The organism is Streptomyces marokkonensis (assembly GCF_008312835.1).
In the GTDB taxonomy this organism is placed as follows: domain Bacteria; phylum Actinomycetota; class Actinomycetes; order Streptomycetales; family Streptomycetaceae; genus Streptomyces; species Streptomyces marokkonensis_A.
The window spans coordinates 250,177-265,689 of sequence record NZ_VSKS01000009.1 but is presented as its reverse complement, the minus strand read 5'-3'; the positions used below and the strand labels follow the sequence as shown (position 1 = coordinate 265,689).

General features: G+C 70.7%; 15 protein-coding genes, 1 pseudogene and 2 riboswitches. Of the genes and pseudogenes, 10 read left to right on the top strand and 6 right to left on the bottom strand.

Annotation, left to right across the window (positions count from 1 at the left end; genetic code table 11):
* Positions 1 to 201 precede the first annotated feature (201 nt).
* Both F1615_RS18245 and F1615_RS18240 read left to right on the top strand, forming a co-directional pair.
* Positions 202 to 969, top strand: a complete 768-nt coding sequence (locus tag F1615_RS18245; protein ID WP_037941060.1) for an enoyl-CoA hydratase/isomerase family protein — start codon at positions 202 to 204, stop codon at positions 967 to 969.
* Positions 970 to 1,148: 179 nt separating this feature from the next.
* Positions 1,149 to 1,757, top strand: a complete 609-nt coding sequence (locus F1615_RS18240) for an ATP-binding protein (RefSeq protein WP_167533790.1) — start codon at positions 1,149 to 1,151, stop codon at positions 1,755 to 1,757.
* A 30-nt stretch (positions 1,758 to 1,787) separates the two neighbouring features.
* Here the strand turns inward: F1615_RS18240 and F1615_RS18235 are convergent, their stop codons facing one another.
* Positions 1,788 to 2,426, bottom strand: a complete 639-nt coding sequence (locus tag F1615_RS18235) for a GNAT family N-acetyltransferase (RefSeq protein WP_149550036.1) — start codon at positions 2,424 to 2,426, stop codon at positions 1,788 to 1,790.
* Positions 2,427 to 2,746: 320 nt separating this feature from the next.
* Between F1615_RS18235 and F1615_RS18225 the strand changes: the two genes are divergently transcribed.
* Complete coding sequence (locus F1615_RS18225; protein WP_149550035.1) at positions 2,747 to 2,959, top strand: EF-hand domain-containing protein; 213 nt, start codon at positions 2,747 to 2,749, stop codon at positions 2,957 to 2,959.
* Positions 2,960 to 3,034: 75 nt separating this feature from the next.
* Positions 3,035 to 3,724 carry an NADPH-dependent F420 reductase gene (locus tag F1615_RS18220; protein WP_425385651.1) on the top strand — a complete coding sequence of 230 codons (690 nt, stop codon included), beginning with the start codon at positions 3,035 to 3,037 and terminating at the stop codon, positions 3,722 to 3,724.
* Here the strand turns inward: F1615_RS18220 and F1615_RS18215 are convergent.
* The 5 genes and pseudogenes from F1615_RS18215 to gcvT form a co-directional block, all read right to left on the bottom strand.
* Positions 3,721 to 3,930 (bottom strand): annotated as a pseudogene (locus F1615_RS18215) (muramidase); the annotation flags it as partial. The gene F1615_RS18220 and the pseudogene F1615_RS18215 overlap by 4 nt on opposite strands.
* A gap of 8 nt (positions 3,931 to 3,938) precedes the next feature.
* A complete protein-coding gene (locus F1615_RS18210; protein WP_149550033.1) occupies positions 3,939 to 5,306 on the bottom strand; it encodes an L-serine ammonia-lyase in 1,368 nt (455 codons plus the stop codon).
* 167 nt (positions 5,307 to 5,473) lie between these two features.
* Positions 5,474 to 6,733, bottom strand: a complete 1,260-nt coding sequence (gene glyA / locus F1615_RS18205) for a serine hydroxymethyltransferase (RefSeq protein ID WP_149550032.1) — start codon at positions 6,731 to 6,733, stop codon at positions 5,474 to 5,476.
* 14 nt (positions 6,734 to 6,747) lie between these two features.
* A complete protein-coding gene (gene gcvH, locus F1615_RS18200; RefSeq protein ID WP_149550031.1) occupies positions 6,748 to 7,125 on the bottom strand; it encodes a glycine cleavage system protein GcvH in 378 nt (125 codons plus the stop codon).
* A gap of 144 nt (positions 7,126 to 7,269) precedes the next feature.
* The gene (gene gcvT / locus F1615_RS18195; RefSeq protein ID WP_149550030.1) at positions 7,270 to 8,388 is read right to left on the bottom strand and encodes a glycine cleavage system aminomethyltransferase GcvT; all 1,119 of its coding nucleotides are present in this window, start codon (positions 8,386 to 8,388) and stop codon (positions 7,270 to 7,272) included.
* A gap of 42 nt (positions 8,389 to 8,430) precedes the next feature.
* A riboswitch (glycine riboswitch) is annotated at positions 8,431 to 8,556 on the bottom strand.
* Positions 8,557 to 8,657: riboswitch (glycine riboswitch) on the bottom strand. It abuts the riboswitch before it with no gap.
* Positions 8,658 to 8,877: 220 nt separating this feature from the next.
* On the opposite strand from gcvT, the gene F1615_RS18190 reads away from it, so the two are divergent.
* The 6 genes from F1615_RS18190 to F1615_RS18165 all read left to right on the top strand — a co-directional run bounded on the left by F1615_RS18190 (position 8,878) and on the right by F1615_RS18165 (position 15,512).
* A complete protein-coding gene (locus tag F1615_RS18190; protein WP_149550029.1) occupies positions 8,878 to 9,546 on the top strand; it encodes an AAA family ATPase in 669 nt (222 codons plus the stop codon).
* 53 nt (positions 9,547 to 9,599) lie between these two features.
* Positions 9,600 to 10,379 carry an enhanced serine sensitivity protein SseB gene (locus F1615_RS18185; protein ID WP_149550028.1) on the top strand — a complete coding sequence of 260 codons (780 nt, stop codon included), beginning with the start codon at positions 9,600 to 9,602 and terminating at the stop codon, positions 10,377 to 10,379.
* A gap of 168 nt (positions 10,380 to 10,547) precedes the next feature.
* Entirely contained in the window at positions 10,548 to 11,336 is a 789-nt protein-coding gene (locus F1615_RS18180) for an enhanced serine sensitivity protein SseB C-terminal domain-containing protein (protein ID WP_244328779.1), read from the top strand.
* 429 nt (positions 11,337 to 11,765) lie between these two features.
* On the top strand, positions 11,766 to 13,436 hold the full coding sequence (locus tag F1615_RS18175; protein WP_149550027.1) for an ABC transporter substrate-binding protein: 1,671 nt from the start codon (positions 11,766 to 11,768) through the stop codon (positions 13,434 to 13,436).
* A gap of 110 nt (positions 13,437 to 13,546) precedes the next feature.
* On the top strand, positions 13,547 to 14,551 hold the full coding sequence (locus F1615_RS18170) for an ABC transporter permease (RefSeq protein ID WP_149550026.1): 1,005 nt from the start codon (positions 13,547 to 13,549) through the stop codon (positions 14,549 to 14,551).
* A 1-nt stretch (position 14,552) separates the two neighbouring features.
* Entirely contained in the window at positions 14,553 to 15,512 is a 960-nt protein-coding gene (locus F1615_RS18165; RefSeq protein WP_149550025.1) for an ABC transporter permease, read from the top strand.
* Position 15,513 lies beyond the last annotated feature (1 nt).

The window sequence follows — 15,513 nt, the reverse complement described above, 5'->3', positions numbered from 1 at the left end:
CCGGGGCCGCAGCCGTTGGTCACCGTGCCGTGTCTGCCCGGCGGCGACGCCCGGACCCCGGCCGCGTGTGACCGACCGCACCTTCCCCGGACGCCGTTAGTCACCGTGCTGTGTCTGCCCGGGGGCGACCCCCGGACCCCCGGCCGCGTGTGACCGACCGCACCTTCCCCGGACGCCGTTAGTCACCGTTAACCTGCTGCCATGACCGTACATCTCGAAGTCGCCGAGGGCGTCGGCACGCTGCGGCTGGACCGCCCGCCCATGAACGCGCTGGACGTCGCCACGCAGGACCGTCTGAAGGAACTCGCCGAGGAGGCCACGCGCCGCGAGGACGTGCGCGCCGTGGTGATCTACGGCGGCGAGAAGGTGTTCGCGGCGGGCGCGGACATCAAGGAGATGCAGGCCATGGACCACGCGGCGATGGTCGTGCGGTCACGCGCCCTGCAGGACTCCTTCACCGCCGTGGCCCGTATCCCCAAGCCGGTCGTGGCCGCCGTCACCGGCTACGCGCTCGGCGGGGGCTGCGAACTCGCGCTCTGCGCCGACTACCGCATCGCCGGGGAGAACGCCAAGCTGGGCCAGCCCGAGATCCTGCTCGGCCTGATCCCGGGCGCGGGCGGCACCCAGCGGCTGTCCCGGCTGATCGGCCCCTCCCGGGCCAAGGACCTCATCTTCACCGGCCGGCAGGTCCGCGCCGACGAGGCGCTCACGCTCGGCCTGGTGGACCGCGTGGTCCCCGCCGAGGAGGTCTACGCGCAGGCGCACGCGTGGGCAGCGAAGCTGGCCCAGGGCCCGGCGATCGCGCTGCGCGCGGCCAAGGAGTCGGTCGACACCGGTCTTGAGACGGACATCGACACCGGCCTCGCCGTCGAACGCAACTGGTTCGCGGGCCTGTTCGCCACGGAGGACCGGGAGCGCGGGATGCGCAGCTTCGTCGAGGAGGGGCCCGGCAAGGCGAAGTTCCTGTGACGGCGTCATGAAATCCTCTCCGGGGTCTTGCAATTGACGCGATGTCTCATCCGGGTCCCTCGATGGGGCGGTTTGTGGGAGCCTGAGGGCACCCTTAAGCCGTTCGTGTCGAGGGAGCCCGTCGATTGCCTGAGAGCGAGCCGTTCCCCCAGGTAGGACGAGTTTTCGCTGCCCCCGAAGTGCCATTCGCACCAGCCGGGGGCCCGGTGCCGGAGGGGAGCACACGGGGGGTGTGTTCCCCCGGAACGGCCCCGGAGGTCCTGGCGGACGGCCATGATGGGGGCATGGCGGGGCTGGAGGGCATGGAACAGCCGCGGGGAGACGGACGTGCAACCGCGTCGCGCTGGTCGCCGACGGCCGAGGACGAACGCGCCCTGAAGGCACTGGAGTTGTTCGGCGACCCCACGGAGGCGGAGGTGCCGCTGCCGTCCCGTCCCGAGTCGGCCGCCACCGCCCGCCGGCTCGTCCAGGTCGTCGTCCTGCGCCACTGGGGTCTGACCGCCGCGACCGCCGAGGACGCCGTCCTGCTCGTCTCCGAACTGGTCGGCAACGCCGTGCGCCACACCGGGGCCCGGGTCTTCGGCCTCCGTATGCGCCACCGGCGCGGCTGGATCCGTGTCGAGGTGCGCGACCCGTCCCGGGGCCTGCCCTGTCTCATGCCGGTGCAGGAGCTGGACGTCAGCGGCCGCGGCCTCTTCCTCGTCGACCACCTCGCCGACCGCTGGGGCGTCGACCTGTTGCCCCGCGGCAAGACCACCTGGTTCGAGATGCGCGTCACGGACCGCTGAGGGCCCGTCCCCGCTCGCCTCGCTCAGCCGTCAGCGGGGAAGGAACAGCGCCTCGGAGCCGACCGGCCGGTATCCGGCCGCCTGGAAGGCCCGCATGCTGCGGGCGTTGCCCGGGGAGATCTGCGCCCACACCGGCTCGCCCCCGGACAGGTGCCGCGCCGCCAGCGCCAGCCGCCGTCCCAGACCCCGGTGCCGAGCCTCCTGTGCCACCTCCACCGCGACCTCGAGCCGCCCCGCGACGCCGCGCCCCAGCACCAGCACACCCCCGTCCGCCGTCCACACCCGGACGTCGTCACGCCGCCCGAGGGCGCTCCTCACCCGGGGGTGGTCCGGGTCGCCGATCTCCGCGAGCGCGAGCGGCGGACCGCCCGCGAGTCCGGACGCCACCGTCATGACGTCGATCGTGTCCGTCCGCCGCCCGGTGCGCTCCATGAAGGCGGCCAGAAAGCGGACGTTCATGGTGGCGGCCAGGGCGTCGCAGTCGGCCGACGCCAGCGTCCGCCGCACCCACGCGGGGTCCTCGTCGGTGAAGACGACGGAGTGCGCGGTGAACGCCAGCACCCCCGCGTCCCGGCCCGACGGCTGGGCCACCACCGTCGTCCCCCCGTCCGCCGCCGGAAAGACTCCCCGTGCCGCCGCGTCGAGAAGGTCCCGCAGAGTCCTGGTCACCCTCGCTCCTCGAGTCTCCACCGACTGGAAGGCCCAGACTCCCAGACATGATCGAAGACGGCACCGGACTTCTCACCACCGGCGAGCTCGCCCGTGCCACCGGTGGCCCGTTCCACGGGCGGCCACCGGCTCCACGACGCCGGCTCCGCAGCCCGTCCGGAGCCGGTGCGCACCCTGCGCGCGCGATCGTCAACAGCCTGCCACGCCCGTCGTCCTGCCAGGAGGAGTTCGGGTGGGTGGTCGCCGCACTGGAGTCTCAGGCGGCCCGATAATCTGACCTGCGTCAACAAGAGGCAAAGCACGAGATGAGGGGCGGATCGGTGGCGGACATCGAGGAAGCGCGCAAGCAGTTCGAGCGGATCGACACGGACGGGGACGGATTCATCACCGCTGCCGAGTTCAAGACCGCCCTGGCCCAGGGCGGGGACTGGAACGTGACCGAGGCGGTCGCGGAGGCCCTGATCAAGTCCCGCGACCTGAACGGCGACAAGGTCCTGTCGTTCGACGAGTTCTGGGCGCACCTGAACAAGTAGGTCCGGAATAGTCCGCCCTTCCGGGCGGTTGGTGCCGATCATGACGGTTCCCGCGGGGACCGACGTCGACCACCGATCCCCGGAAGGGCGAGGCGAGCGGACATGAAGATCGGCATCATCGGAGCGGGCAACATCGGCGGGAACCTCACGCGGCGGCTCACGGCCCTCGGCCATGACGTCTCCGTCGCCAATTCCCGCGGCCCCCACACCCTCAAGGAACTGGCCGAGGAGACCGGGGCGACCCCGGTCCGGGCCGAGGAGGCGGCGCGCGGCGCCGAGGTCGTGGTCGTCACCGTCCCGCTCAAGGCCGTCCCGGACCTGCCGTCCGGCCTGTTCGACGAGGCCGCGGAGGGCGTGGCCGTCATCGACACCGGCAACTACTACCCGCAGCAGCGGGACGGCAGGATCGCGGGCATCGAGGACGAGGGCATCACCGAGAGCCGCTGGACCGAACGCCGGATCGGCCACGGCGTGATCAAGGCCTTCAACGGCACCTACGCCCAGGACATCCTGGACCGCCACCGGCCGGCCGGCGCCCCCGACCGGATGGCCCTGCCCGTGGCCGGCGACGACGAGGCGGCCAAGCGGAAGGTCCGGGCCCTGATCGACGAGCTCGGCTTCGACACCGTGGACGCGGGCGGCATCGACGACTCCTGGCGCCAGCAGCCCGACACCCCGGTCTACGGCCTGCGCGCCGGCGTCGAGGCCGTCACCAAGGCCCTCGCGGACGCGTCCCCGGAACGCAAGCCGGAGTTCAAGGGCTAGGACGGCGACGGGGCGGCCTCGGCCCATTCCTTCAGCGACGACCCGCCGGAGAAGTCCGCGACGTTCTTGTCCGGCGGGTCACCGGTGTACTGGTGGAAGCGCCGCTTCGCCTTGATGCGGGGTTTCCCGGCGGGGACGCGGTCGGCGATCCAGAGGGCGTCGCCGGCGTAGGACGTCCTACCGACGGTGAGCCGGAAAATCCGCGAGAGCCCGTTCAGCACTCGATGATGTTCACCGCGAGCCCGCCCCGGGCCGTCTCCTTGTACTTGACCGACATGTCCGCGCCGGTCTCCTTCATCGTCTTGATGACCTTGTCCAGGGACACCTTGTGGGAGCCGTCGCCGCGCATGGCCATCCGCGCCGCCGTGACCGCCTTCACCGCGGCCATGCCGTTGCGTTCGATGCAGGGGATCTGCACCAGTCCGCCGACCGGGTCGCAGGTCAGTCCGAGGTTGTGTTCCATGCCGATCTCGGCGGCGTTCTCCACCTGCTCCGGGGAGCCGCCCAGCACCTCCGCGAGCGCGCCCGCCGCCATCGAGCAGGCGGAGCCGACCTCGCCCTGGCAGCCGACCTCGGCGCCGGAGATGGAGGCGTTCTCCTTGAAGAGCATGCCGATCGCGCCCGCGGCGAGCAGGAAGCGGACCACGCCCTCCTCGTCGGCGCCGGGCACGAAGTTCATGTAGTAGTGCAGGACGGCGGGGATGATGCCCGCCGCGCCGTTCGTCGGCGCCGTGACGACGCGGCCGCCGGCCGCGTTCTCCTCGTTCACGGCCATCGCGTAGAGGGTGATCCACTCCATGGCCAGGGCCTGCGGGTCCCCTTCCGAGCGCAGCTTGCGCGCGGTGTTCGCGGCGCGGCGGCGGACCTTCAGGCCGCCCGGCAGGATGCCCTCGCGGGACATGCCGCGCTCGACGCAGGCCCGCATCACGCGCCAGATCTCCAGCAGACCCTCGCGGATCTCCTCCTCGGTCCGCCAGGCGCGCTCGTTCTCCAGCATCAGGGCGGAGATCGACAGGCCGGTCTCCTCGGTGAGGCGCAGCAGCTCGTCGCCCGTGCGGAAGGGGTACTTCAGGACGGTGTCGTCGAGCTTGATGCGGTCGGCGCCCACCGCCTCCTCGTCGACGACGAACCCGCCGCCCACCGAGTAGTAGGTCTTGCTCAGCACCTCCGCGCCGGACGCGTCGTACGCCCACAGCGTCATGCCGTTGGCGTGGTACGGGAGTGCCTTGCGGCGGTGCAGCACCATGTCGTCGTCGAAGGAGAAGGCGATCTCGTGCTCGCCGAGCAGCCGGATCCGGCCGCCGTCCTTGATCTTCTCCACCCGCTCGTCGGCGGACTCCACGTCCACCGTGCGCGGCGAGTCGCCCTCCAGGCCGAGCAGCACGGCCTTGGGCGTGCCGTGGCCGTGCCCGGTGGCGCCCAGGGAGCCGTACAGCTCGGCCCGCACCGAGGCCACCGAGTCCAGCAGGTCCTCGTTGCGCAGCCGCCGGGCGAACATCCGGGCCGCCCGCATCGGGCCGACCGTGTGCGAGCTGGACGGGCCGATGCCGATCGAGAACAGATCGAAGACCGAGATGGCCACGGGAGGACTCCTAAGGGTTCGGCGGACGGCGCTGTCCACCGGGAGGGGGTGGTTCAGGGGATCGGAAGAGACGAATCGTCTCCGCATGTCATGGTGCGGGGCACCGCGCCCACCCGACCCAGTGTGCGCGATGCCCCGGATGTCCGTACGAAGGGAAGCGTACGAAATTACGTCAGACCGGGGTACAGCGGGTGCTTCGCGGCGAGCGCCGTCACCCGGGCCCGGAGCGACTCCACGTCGTAGGACGGCTTCAGCGTCTCCGCGATCACGTCCGCGACCTCGGTGAAGTCCTCGGCGGTGAAGCCGCGGGTGGCCAGCGCGGGCGTGCCGATGCGCAGACCCGAGGTGACCATCGGCGGGCGCGGGTCGTTCGGGACCGCGTTGCGGTTGACCGTGATGCCGACCTCGTGGAGACGGTCCTCGGCCTGCTGCCCGTCCAGCTCGGAGTCGCGCAGGTCGACCAGGACCAGGTGCACGTCCGTGCCGCCGGACAGCACGTCCACGCCCACGGCCCTGACGTCGTCCTTGACCAGGCGCTCGGCCAGGATGCGGGCGCCCTCCAGGGTGCGGCGCTGGCGCTCCTTGAACTCCTCGGAGGCGCAGACCTTGAAGGCGACCGCCTTGGCGGCGACCACGTGCTCCAGCGGACCGCCCTGCTGACCGGGGAACACCGCGGAGTTGATCTTCTTGGCCAGCTCGGCCGTGGAGAGGATCACACCGCCGCGCGGGCCGCCGAGGGTCTTGTGCGTGGTGGTCGTCACGACGTGGGCGTGCGGCACCGGGTTCGGGTGCAGGCCCGCGGCCACCAGTCCGGCGAAGTGCGCCATGTCGACCATGAGGTACGCGCCGACCTCGTCCGCGATCCGGCGGAACGCGGCGAAGTCGAGCTGACGCGGGTACGCCGACCAGCCGGCGACGATCAGCTTCGGCTTGCTCTCCTTGGCGAGCCGCTCGACCTCGGCCATGTCGACCCGGCCGTCGTCGCCGACGTGGTAGGCGACGACGTTGTAGAGCTTGCCGGAGAAGTTGATCTTCATGCCGTGGGTCAGGTGCCCGCCGTGCGCGAGGTTCAGGCCCATGATCGTGTCACCGGGCTTGAGCAGCGCGAACATCGCGGCCGCGTTGGCCTGGGCACCCGAGTGCGGCTGCACGTTGGCCTGCTCGGCGCCGAAGAGCTCCTTGACGCGGTCGATGGCGATCTGCTCGATCACGTCGACGTGCTCGCAGCCGCCGTAGTAGCGGCGGCCGGGGTAGCCCTCGGCGTACTTGTTGGTGAGGACCGAGCCCTGGGCCTCCATGACCGCGACCGGGGCGAAGTTCTCCGAGGCGATCATCTCGAGGGTGGACTGCTGACGGTGCAGCTCGGCGTCGACCGCGGCGGCCACCGCCGGGTCGAGCTCGTGCAGGGGCGTGTTCAGAAGCGACATGCGGCTACGACTCCTCAGCCCGCGATGTGGGCGTCGTACTCGGCGGCGGTCAGCAGGTCGGCCGGCTCGTCGGTGACGCGCACCTTGAACAGCCAGCCACCCTCGAAGGGGGCGGAGTTCACCAGCGACGGGTCGTTCACGACGTCCTCGTTGACCTCGGTGATCTCACCGCTGACCGGGGAGTACAGGTCGCTGACCGACTTGGTCGACTCCAGCTCGCCGCAGGTCTCGCCCGCGGTCACGGTGTCACCGACCTCGGGGAGCTGGACGAAGACCACGTCGCCGAGCGCGTTGGCCGCGTGCTCCGTGATGCCGACCGTCGACACGCCGTCCTCGGCGGCCGTCAGCCACTCGTGCTCCTTGCTGTAACGCAGCTGCTGGGGGTTGCTCATGGCCTGAATTCTCCTGTACGGGGGAAACTGCTGATGACGGTGGGACAGCGGAAAACGCGGTCGGGCCGGTACGTCGCACCGGCTCGGGCGCGGAGGGCTGCCGGAGGGCTGCCAGGGGGCTGCCGGGGGCTGCCTACGACGGTGTCACTTCTGCCGCTTGTAGAACGGCAGCGCCACGACCTGGTACGGCTCGTGGCTGCCGCGGATGTCCACGCCGACGCCCTCGGTGCCCGGCGCCGCGTGCGCCGCGTCGACGTACGCCATGGCGATCGGCTTGCCCAGCGTGGGGGAGGGGGCGCCGGAGGTGACCTCGCCGATCACCTCGCCGCCCGCCACGACCGCGTACCCGGCGCGCGGCACCCGGCGGCCCTCGGCGACCAGACCGACCAGGACGCGGGGAGGCTCCGAGGCGGCGCGCTCGGCGGCCTCGGCCAGGGCGGCGCGGCCCACGAAGTCGCCCTCCTTCTCGAACTTCACCACCCGGCCCAGACCGGCGTCGAAAGGCGTCAGGGAGGTGCTCAGCTCGTTCCCGTACAGCGGCATGCCCGCTTCCAGGCGCAGCGTGTCACGGCAGGACAGCCCGCACGGGACCAGGCCCGCGCCCTCGCCGGCCTTGGTCAGCGCCTGCCACAGCTCGACCGCGTGCTCCGGCTTCACGAACAGTTCGAAGCCGTCCTCGCCGGTGTAGCCGGTGCGGGCGATGAGCGCGGGGACACCGGCGACCGTGCCGGGCAGGCCGGCGTAGTACTTCAGGCCGTCCAGGTCGGCGTCGGTGAGCGAGGCGAGGATGGCCGGGGACTCGGGACCCTGCACGGCGAGCAGCGCGTACGCGTCGCGGTCGTCGCGGACCTCGGCGTCGAAGCCGGCCGCGCGCTCGACGAGCGCGTCGAGCACCGTCTGCGCGTTGGAGGCGTTGGCGACGACCATGAACTCGGTCTCGCCGAGCCGGTAGACGATCAGGTCGTCCAGGATGCCGCCGTCCTCGCGGCAGATCATGGTGTAGCGGGCGCGGCCGGGCTTGACGCCGCCGATGTTGCCCACCAGCGCGAAGTCCAGAAGAGCGGCCGCCTGCGGGCCCGTGACCGTGATCTCGCCCATGTGCGAGAGGTCGAAGAGGCCGGCCCCGGTGCGCACGGCGTTGTGCTCGTCGCGCTCGGAGCCGTAGCGCAGGGGCATGTCCCAGCCGGCGAAGTCGGTCATCGTCGCGCCGAGCGACCGGTGCAGGGCGTCGAGCGCGGTACGGCGAGGTTCGTTACTGCTCATCGGTCGGTCTCCCAAAGGCATGACAGGCAAGGCGAGGACACGTCCTCCCCATCTGTCATCGGAACCTGAGAGGTTCGCCATGACCGCCCGCTCAGGGGAGGAGTCACGGCTTGCACCTTGGGTGGAGCCACTGGAGTACGGCTGCAGCGGCCCGCTTTTCAGATGTGCCTCGCCCACGCGGTAACGGTGCCTGAGAGATTCAAGGGAGGGACTTGCTCCTTCGGCGCCCCGGCGGCACACAGTGCCGGGGACTCTCCCGCGCGGATTCAAACGGCCGGTATGCAGTTGGCGCGCACATCATTGCACGCATCGGCGGCGTCCGGCAGGGGGACCCTTTCCTGGGGTGCACGGGATGTGCGGGCGCGGTCACAGGGAGCTGTGACAGGCCTGTTTCACGAAAGGCACGGAATCGAGAGCACCTGGCATTACCTTTTCTTTACACTCGGCGGGGACGGGACTCGTACCTGACCCCAGGGGAGGACCATCACGGTGAACAGGACCACGGCGTGCGCCACCACCACAGGTGTCGCGCTGCCCCCTCAGCCGGCCGCCCGGGCCGGCCGGGCTCGCGGCGCGCTGCCGGCGCCCGTCGTCCGCGATCTGCGCGCACGGGGCGGCCGCGGCCCGCGCGCGCTGCTCTTCGGGCCCCGCGACCTCGTCGTGGTCACCGGACTGCCCGGCAGCGGCAAGTCCACGCTGATGCGGCGCGCGGTGCGGGGCACCCGGATCGACTCCCAGGACACCCGCGACCGCTGGGACCGCCGCATGCCGCGCCTCCTGCCGTACGCCGTGTACCGCCCGCTGGTCCGCCTGGCCCACTACGCCGGGCTGCGCCGTGCGCTGCGCGCCGGTGAGGCCGTCGTCGTCCACGACTGCGGCACGCAGGCCTGGGTGCGGCGCTGGCTGGCCCGCGAGGCCCGCCGCCGGGGGGCGAGCCTGCACCTGCTGCTGCTCGACGTCACTCCCCAGCAGGCCCTGGCCGGCCAGCGCGAGCGCGGGCGCGGAGTCTCCCGCTACGCCTTCCGGCGCCACCGTGCGGCGAGCGAGCGGCTGTTGCGCGCGGTCGAGCGCGGCCGGATGCCGGCGGGCTGCGGCTCGGCGGTGCTGATCGACCGGGACGCGGCGGACGGGCTGCGCCGGATCGGCTTCGCGGGCTGACCGGATAGCCTTTTCCGCCACAGCAGTGGTTCCAGGCAGGCGGTAGGCGACAGATGGACTTCCCGGCAGACTTCCCGGACCGGACGCACCCCCATCCGCACGGCGGATGGCCCGGTAACGAACTGGAGGAGGTGCTCTCGGCCTCCCTCGGCGTCCCCTCGGCGGGGAGCAGGATCATCGAGGTGCTGGGCCGCAGCTTCGTCTGGGTCCCGCTGCCCAACGGCGGCGGCCCGCACAGCGGCCCGCTGGACCTGCCCACCGTGGAGCTCGACGGCCAGGCCTACGTGCCCGTCTTCAGCTCCGAGGAGCAGTTCCGGCAGGTCGTCGGCTCCCACGCGTCGTACACCGTCGCGCCCGCCGTGGAGTTCGCCCGCGGTCTGCCGCCGCAGGCCGGGATCGCGGTGAACCCCGGCGGAGTGGTCGCCGCCCCGCTGCCGCCCGCCGCCGTCGCCGAACTGTGCCGGGCCGGACGCAGCCCGCTGGACGGGCCGGCGTCCGGCGGCCGGGTCCGGCTCTTCGAGCCCGACTGGCAGGAGGACCCGGTGGACTTCCTCGGCGCGGCCTCGGAGGAGTTCGACGCCGTCGGGGTGGTGACGGCCGCCCGCCGCTGCCTCGCCGCGATCGAGACGGAGGCCCCGGTCCTCTTCGTCGGCGTGGAGCTCTCCCAGTGGGAGGGCGACGCCCGCACCCTTCCCCTGGACGCCCTGGGGCGGGCCCTGGGCCGCACCCCGGTCCGCTGGCCGGTCAACCTGATCCTCCTCGACGTGGCCCAGGACCCGGTGGCCGACTGGCTCCGCGCCAAGGTCAGCCCCTTCTACAACCGCCGGCACTGACCCGGTCGTAGGGTGCGGGGAACCGCGCGACCAGCCACGGCGCACCCGCACCCGCCCTGCGAGGCCCAGCCCCCGAGCCTCCCGCGCACTGGACGCAGACCGCCGGAGGCCTTCGGCTTACGCTAGGTTCATTGGCTGGCGAGGTGTGTGACGGAGGGGCGATACAAAGTGAGCGCTGGCACCGCGGCGGCCGGGCAGGTCGAGCACATGCTGCGCCAGGTGACGCCCGGGCGTTACGACGCCTACGAGGCGTTGCTGCGTGCTCTCGCGACCCCTTCGTCCGGCCAGGTCTGGATGCTGCTGTGGCACGGCCAGGCCGGCTCGCCGGACGCCCAGTACGGGAACATGGAGGTCGACGGCTTCGGCTACGCGCCCTGCGTCACCTCCGCGCAGGAACTGTCGGCCAGCGGCTGGAACCGGTCGTACGAGGTGGTCGACGGCCTCGAAGTGGCCCGCGCGCTCTACCCCGACCACTACGGCCTCTGGCTCAATCCGCACGCCCCGGGCGGCGGCCTCGGCATCCCCTGGCTGGACCTGCGCCGGATCGCCGGCGGGCTGGACCGCCAGCCCGCCGGACCGCTGCGGCTGTCCGAACCGGCCATCGAGATCCCCCAGTTCTACGCCCTGCTCGCGCAGAACGCCCACCGCACCCCGGCCGTCCGCGCGCTGCGCCGCGCCTGGGTGCAGCCCGCGCTGGGCGCCCCCTACCTCGCCATCGGCCTGGACGTGTACGACACCTCCCCGCCCGCCGTGGACGCGGTGCGGGCGATGATGCAGCAGTCCCTCGGGGCGGTCCCGGACGGGCTGCCCGTGTCGACCGTCGCCATGTCCGACGAGCACGACCCGGTCGCGATGTGGCTGCGCGCCGGCGCCCGCCCCTTCTACGACCGCGAGGCGCACGGCGCCGTCCAGCCCTCCGCCCAGGGGTACGGCTACCCGCCCGCGCAGCACCGCTGACCGGGGCGAACCCGCGAGGTCCCGGCGCGGTCCGCCGGCCGGGTGCCGGGCCGTGCTGACTCAGCGTCACGGTGTCCATCAGATGGACGGGTGTGCCGGCGCCCTCCGGGCACCTGCCGGGCGGGCGCCGATTTCGCGTCACATTTTCAGCCATGCGCGCTCAGCGACCAACCCTTGACCCCCTGTCACCTGCGGTTTCACCCGTTCTTCACTCCGCCGGACACCCCCTCAACACGTTGTCGGCAGCCGCGTTCTGTGTCCGGGGAGTTAAATCCCACCGGCCGGGTGTCTGACACATCCCATATGTCAAGTGTTCAGATCTCAGGTAGGTATCACCGCTATCCGGACTGTTGCCTGACTCCCTGCGAACGTCTGTAGTGTTCGGCCGGTCAAGATGTATCCACATAGCGGACCCGGAGTGGCCCCAATATGCGCATAACCAAGTCCCGAGTCGCTCGGGCGATCACGGCCGCGGTGGCGGTCGGTCTGATTGCCACGGGCTGCTCCAGCGAGCGGGACAGTGACAACAAGAGCGACGGCGCGAAGGACACCTTCGTCTTCGCCGGTGCCGGTGACCCGGGTTCCCTCGACCCTGCCCTCGCGAGCGACGGTGAAACCTTCCGTGTGACGCGGCAGGCGTTCGAGGCCCTGCTCGAGCACGAGTCCGGCGGCACCAAGCTGGTCGGCGGCCTCGCCGAGACCTGGTCGAGCAACGACGAGGGCACCGTCTGGACCTTCAACCTCCGCAAGGGCGTGAAGTTCCACGACGGCGAGGCGTTCAACGCCGCGGCCGTCTGCGCCAACTACGACCACTGGTTCAACTGGACGGGCACCTACCAGTCCAGCGCGGTCTCCTACTACTGGCAGACCATCATGGGCGGCTTCGCGAAGAACGAGGACAAGGAGACGCCCGAGGCGAACTACAAGTCCTGCACCGCGAAGGACGAGAACACCGCCGTCATCGAGGTCAAGAAGCCCTCCGCCAACCTTCCCGGCGGCTTCTCCCTCAACGCCCTCGCGATCCACTCGCCGAAGGCCCTCGCGGAGTACAAGAAGCAGGACGCCTCCGCCAAGGGCGACGCCATCACGTACCCCAAGTACAGCCAGGAGGCCGGCACGGTCGCCGGTACCGGCCCGTACAAGATCACGAAGTGGAACAAGGGCAACAAGGAAGTCACCCTTCAGCGCTTCGACGGCTACTGGGGCGAGAAGGCGAAGATCAAGAACCTGGTCTTCCGCACCATCGACACCGAAGAGGGACGCCGTCAGGCGCTCCAGGCCGGTGACATCGACGGCTACGACCTCGTCGCCCCGGCCGACGTCAAGACCCTCGAGGACCAGGGCTACGTCGTCCCGACCCGTGGTGTCTTCAACCTCTTCTACGTGGGCATGAGCCAGAGCGCCAACAAGGCCCTCAAGAAGAAGGAAGTCCGCCAGGCGATCGCGCAGGCGATCGACAAGGAGAACCTGGTCAAGACCCAGCTGCCCGAGGGCGGCAAGGTCGCCGACCAGTTCATGCCGGACACGATCGCGGGCTACTCCAAGAACGTCACGAAGTACCCGTTCGACACCGCCGCCGCCAAGGGGCTCCTCAAGAAGGCCGGTGAGGAGAAGCTCGAGATCGAGTTCTGCTACCCGACCGAGGTCACCCGCCCGTACATGCCTGCCCCGCAGGACCTGTTCGAGCTGATGAAGGCCGACCTCGAGAAGGCCGGCATCACCGTCAAGCCGAAGGCCATGAAGTGGGCCCCGGACTACCTGGACGCCACCGAGGCGGGCTCCTGCGCCCTGCACATGCTCGGCTGGACCGGTGACTTCAACGACGGCTACAACTTCATCGGCACCTGGTTCGCCGAGTACGACAAGCAGTGGGGCTTCAAGGACAAGAAGGTCTTCGACGCCGTGAACGCCGGCTCGAAGCTGGGCAAGGCCGACGAGCGCGTGGCCGCCTACGAGAAGGCCAACGAGGCCATCATGGACTACCTGCCGGGTGTCCCGATCTCCTCCTCCCCGCCGGCCATCGCCTTCGCCAAGAACGTGAACCCGCCCGCGGTCTCCCCGCTGACGCAGGAAGTCTTCTCCGAGGCCTCCTTCAAGTAAGCGCCTGATCGGCAGGAACACCAGAACGGGGGGGTCCGCCCGGCCGTCGCAACTCGGCGGCCGGGCGGGTCCATTCATGTAAGACATCACGCAAGAAAGGGGCATGCGGGGTGCTGCGTCTCGTCGTACGAAGACTGCTCCAGCTCATACCCACGCTGCTCGGCCTGTCGGTTCTGCTCTTCCTCTGGCTCGACCGGCTGCCCGGTGGACCCGCCTCAGCGATCCTGGGGGAAAAGGCCACCGAGGCCGAAGTGGCGCGCATCAACCGTGCGCTCGGGCTGGACCAGCCCGTCTACGTTCAGTACTGGCGCTTCCTCAAGCGCATCTTCGAACTCGACCTGGGCACGTCCACCCAGACCGGGCAACCGGTGTGGGACGAGTTCGTCCTCCGCTTCCCCGCGACCGTGGAGCTGTCCCTCCTCGCGATCCTGATCGCCGTCGCCGTGGGCGTTCCGCTCGGCTACTTCGCGGCCCGCAACCGCGGTGGCTGGCTCGACGTCACCGCCGTCTCCGGCTCGCTCGTCGGCATCTGCATCCCGGTCTTCTTCCTGGCCCTGATCCTCAAGCAGATCTTCGCCGTCCAGCTCGGGATCTTCCCCAGCTACGGACGCCAGGACACCGGCATCAACGCCACCGACGTGACCGGCTTCGCCGTCCTGGACGGCATCCTCACCGGCGAGTTCGACGCCTCCTGGAACGCGATCACCCACCTGATCCTGCCCTCCGTCGCCCTGGCCTCCATCCCGCTCGCGGTCATCGTGCGCATGACCCGCGCCAGCGTCCTCGAGGTGCAGGACGAGGACTACGTCCGCACCGCCGAGGCCAAGGGCCTCAAGCGGAGCGTCGTCCGCGGCCGGCACGTGCTGCGCAACGCGATGCTCCCCGTGGTGACCGCGGTCGGCCTGCTCACGGGCTCCCTGCTGTCCGGCGCGGTCCTGACCGAGTCGGTGTTCTCCTTCGGAGGCATCGGCTCCTTCATCCGGACCGCGATCGACGCCCGCGACTACCCCGTGCTCGTCGGGTTCATCATGTTCATCGCGCTGGTGTACGTCCTGATCAACCTGTTGGTGGACCTCGCGTACAGCCTCATCGACCCGAGAGTGCGGGTGCACTGACATGAGTGTCGCCACCAAGACAGACAAGATCCAGCGCCTCGCCGAACTGGCCGCGACCAAGGAGACCAGCACCGGCGCCAGCCTGTGGCGGGAGGCGTTCCGGCGCCTCAAGCGCAGCAAGATGGCGATCATCGGCGCGGTCGTCATCGCCCTGTTCGTCGTCCTCGCGATCGTCGGGCCCTACGTCGCCCCGTACTCCCCGACCGCCCAGACGTGGCGCAACGAGGTCTTCCCCAACCGGGGCGAGTTCGTCGGCGCGCGCGGCGAGAACTGGTTCGGGCTCGACCACCTCGGCCGGGACCTCTTCTCCCGCATGCTGGTCGGCGCCCGCCAGACGCTGCTGGTCGGCGTTGTCGCCACGCTGATCGGCCTCATCATCGGCTTCGTGATCGGCGGCCTCGCCGGTGCCTTCGCCACCCTCGGCGGCGACACCGGCAGGCGCGTCGACTCCGTCATCATGCGCTTCATCGACATCATGCTGGCGATGCCCTCGCTGCTGCTGGCCGTGTCCATCGCCGCCGTCATGGGGCAGTCACTGACCACGGTGATGATCGCGGTCGGTGTCGTGCAGATCCCGGTGTTCGCCCGGCTGCTGCGCGGCTCCATGCTGGCCCAGGGCAGTGCGGACTACGTGCTCGCCGCCAAGTCCCTCGGTGTGCGCAAGCGGCGGATCGTCCTCTCGCAGATCGTGCCCAACTCGCTCAGCCCGGTGATCGTGCAGGCCACGCTCTCCCTGGCCACCGCGATCATCGAGGCGGCCGCCCTGTCCTACCTGGGCCTCGGCAACCCCGATCCGGCCATCCCCGAGTGGGGCGTCATGCTCACCCAGGCGCAGCGCTTCTTCGACAACGCGCCGATGATGGCGGTCTACCCCGCCGTCGGCATCATCATCACCGCCCTCGGCTTCACCCTCCTCGGCGAGGCCATGCGGGAAGCCCTCGACCCGAAGCTGAGGGGCTGAA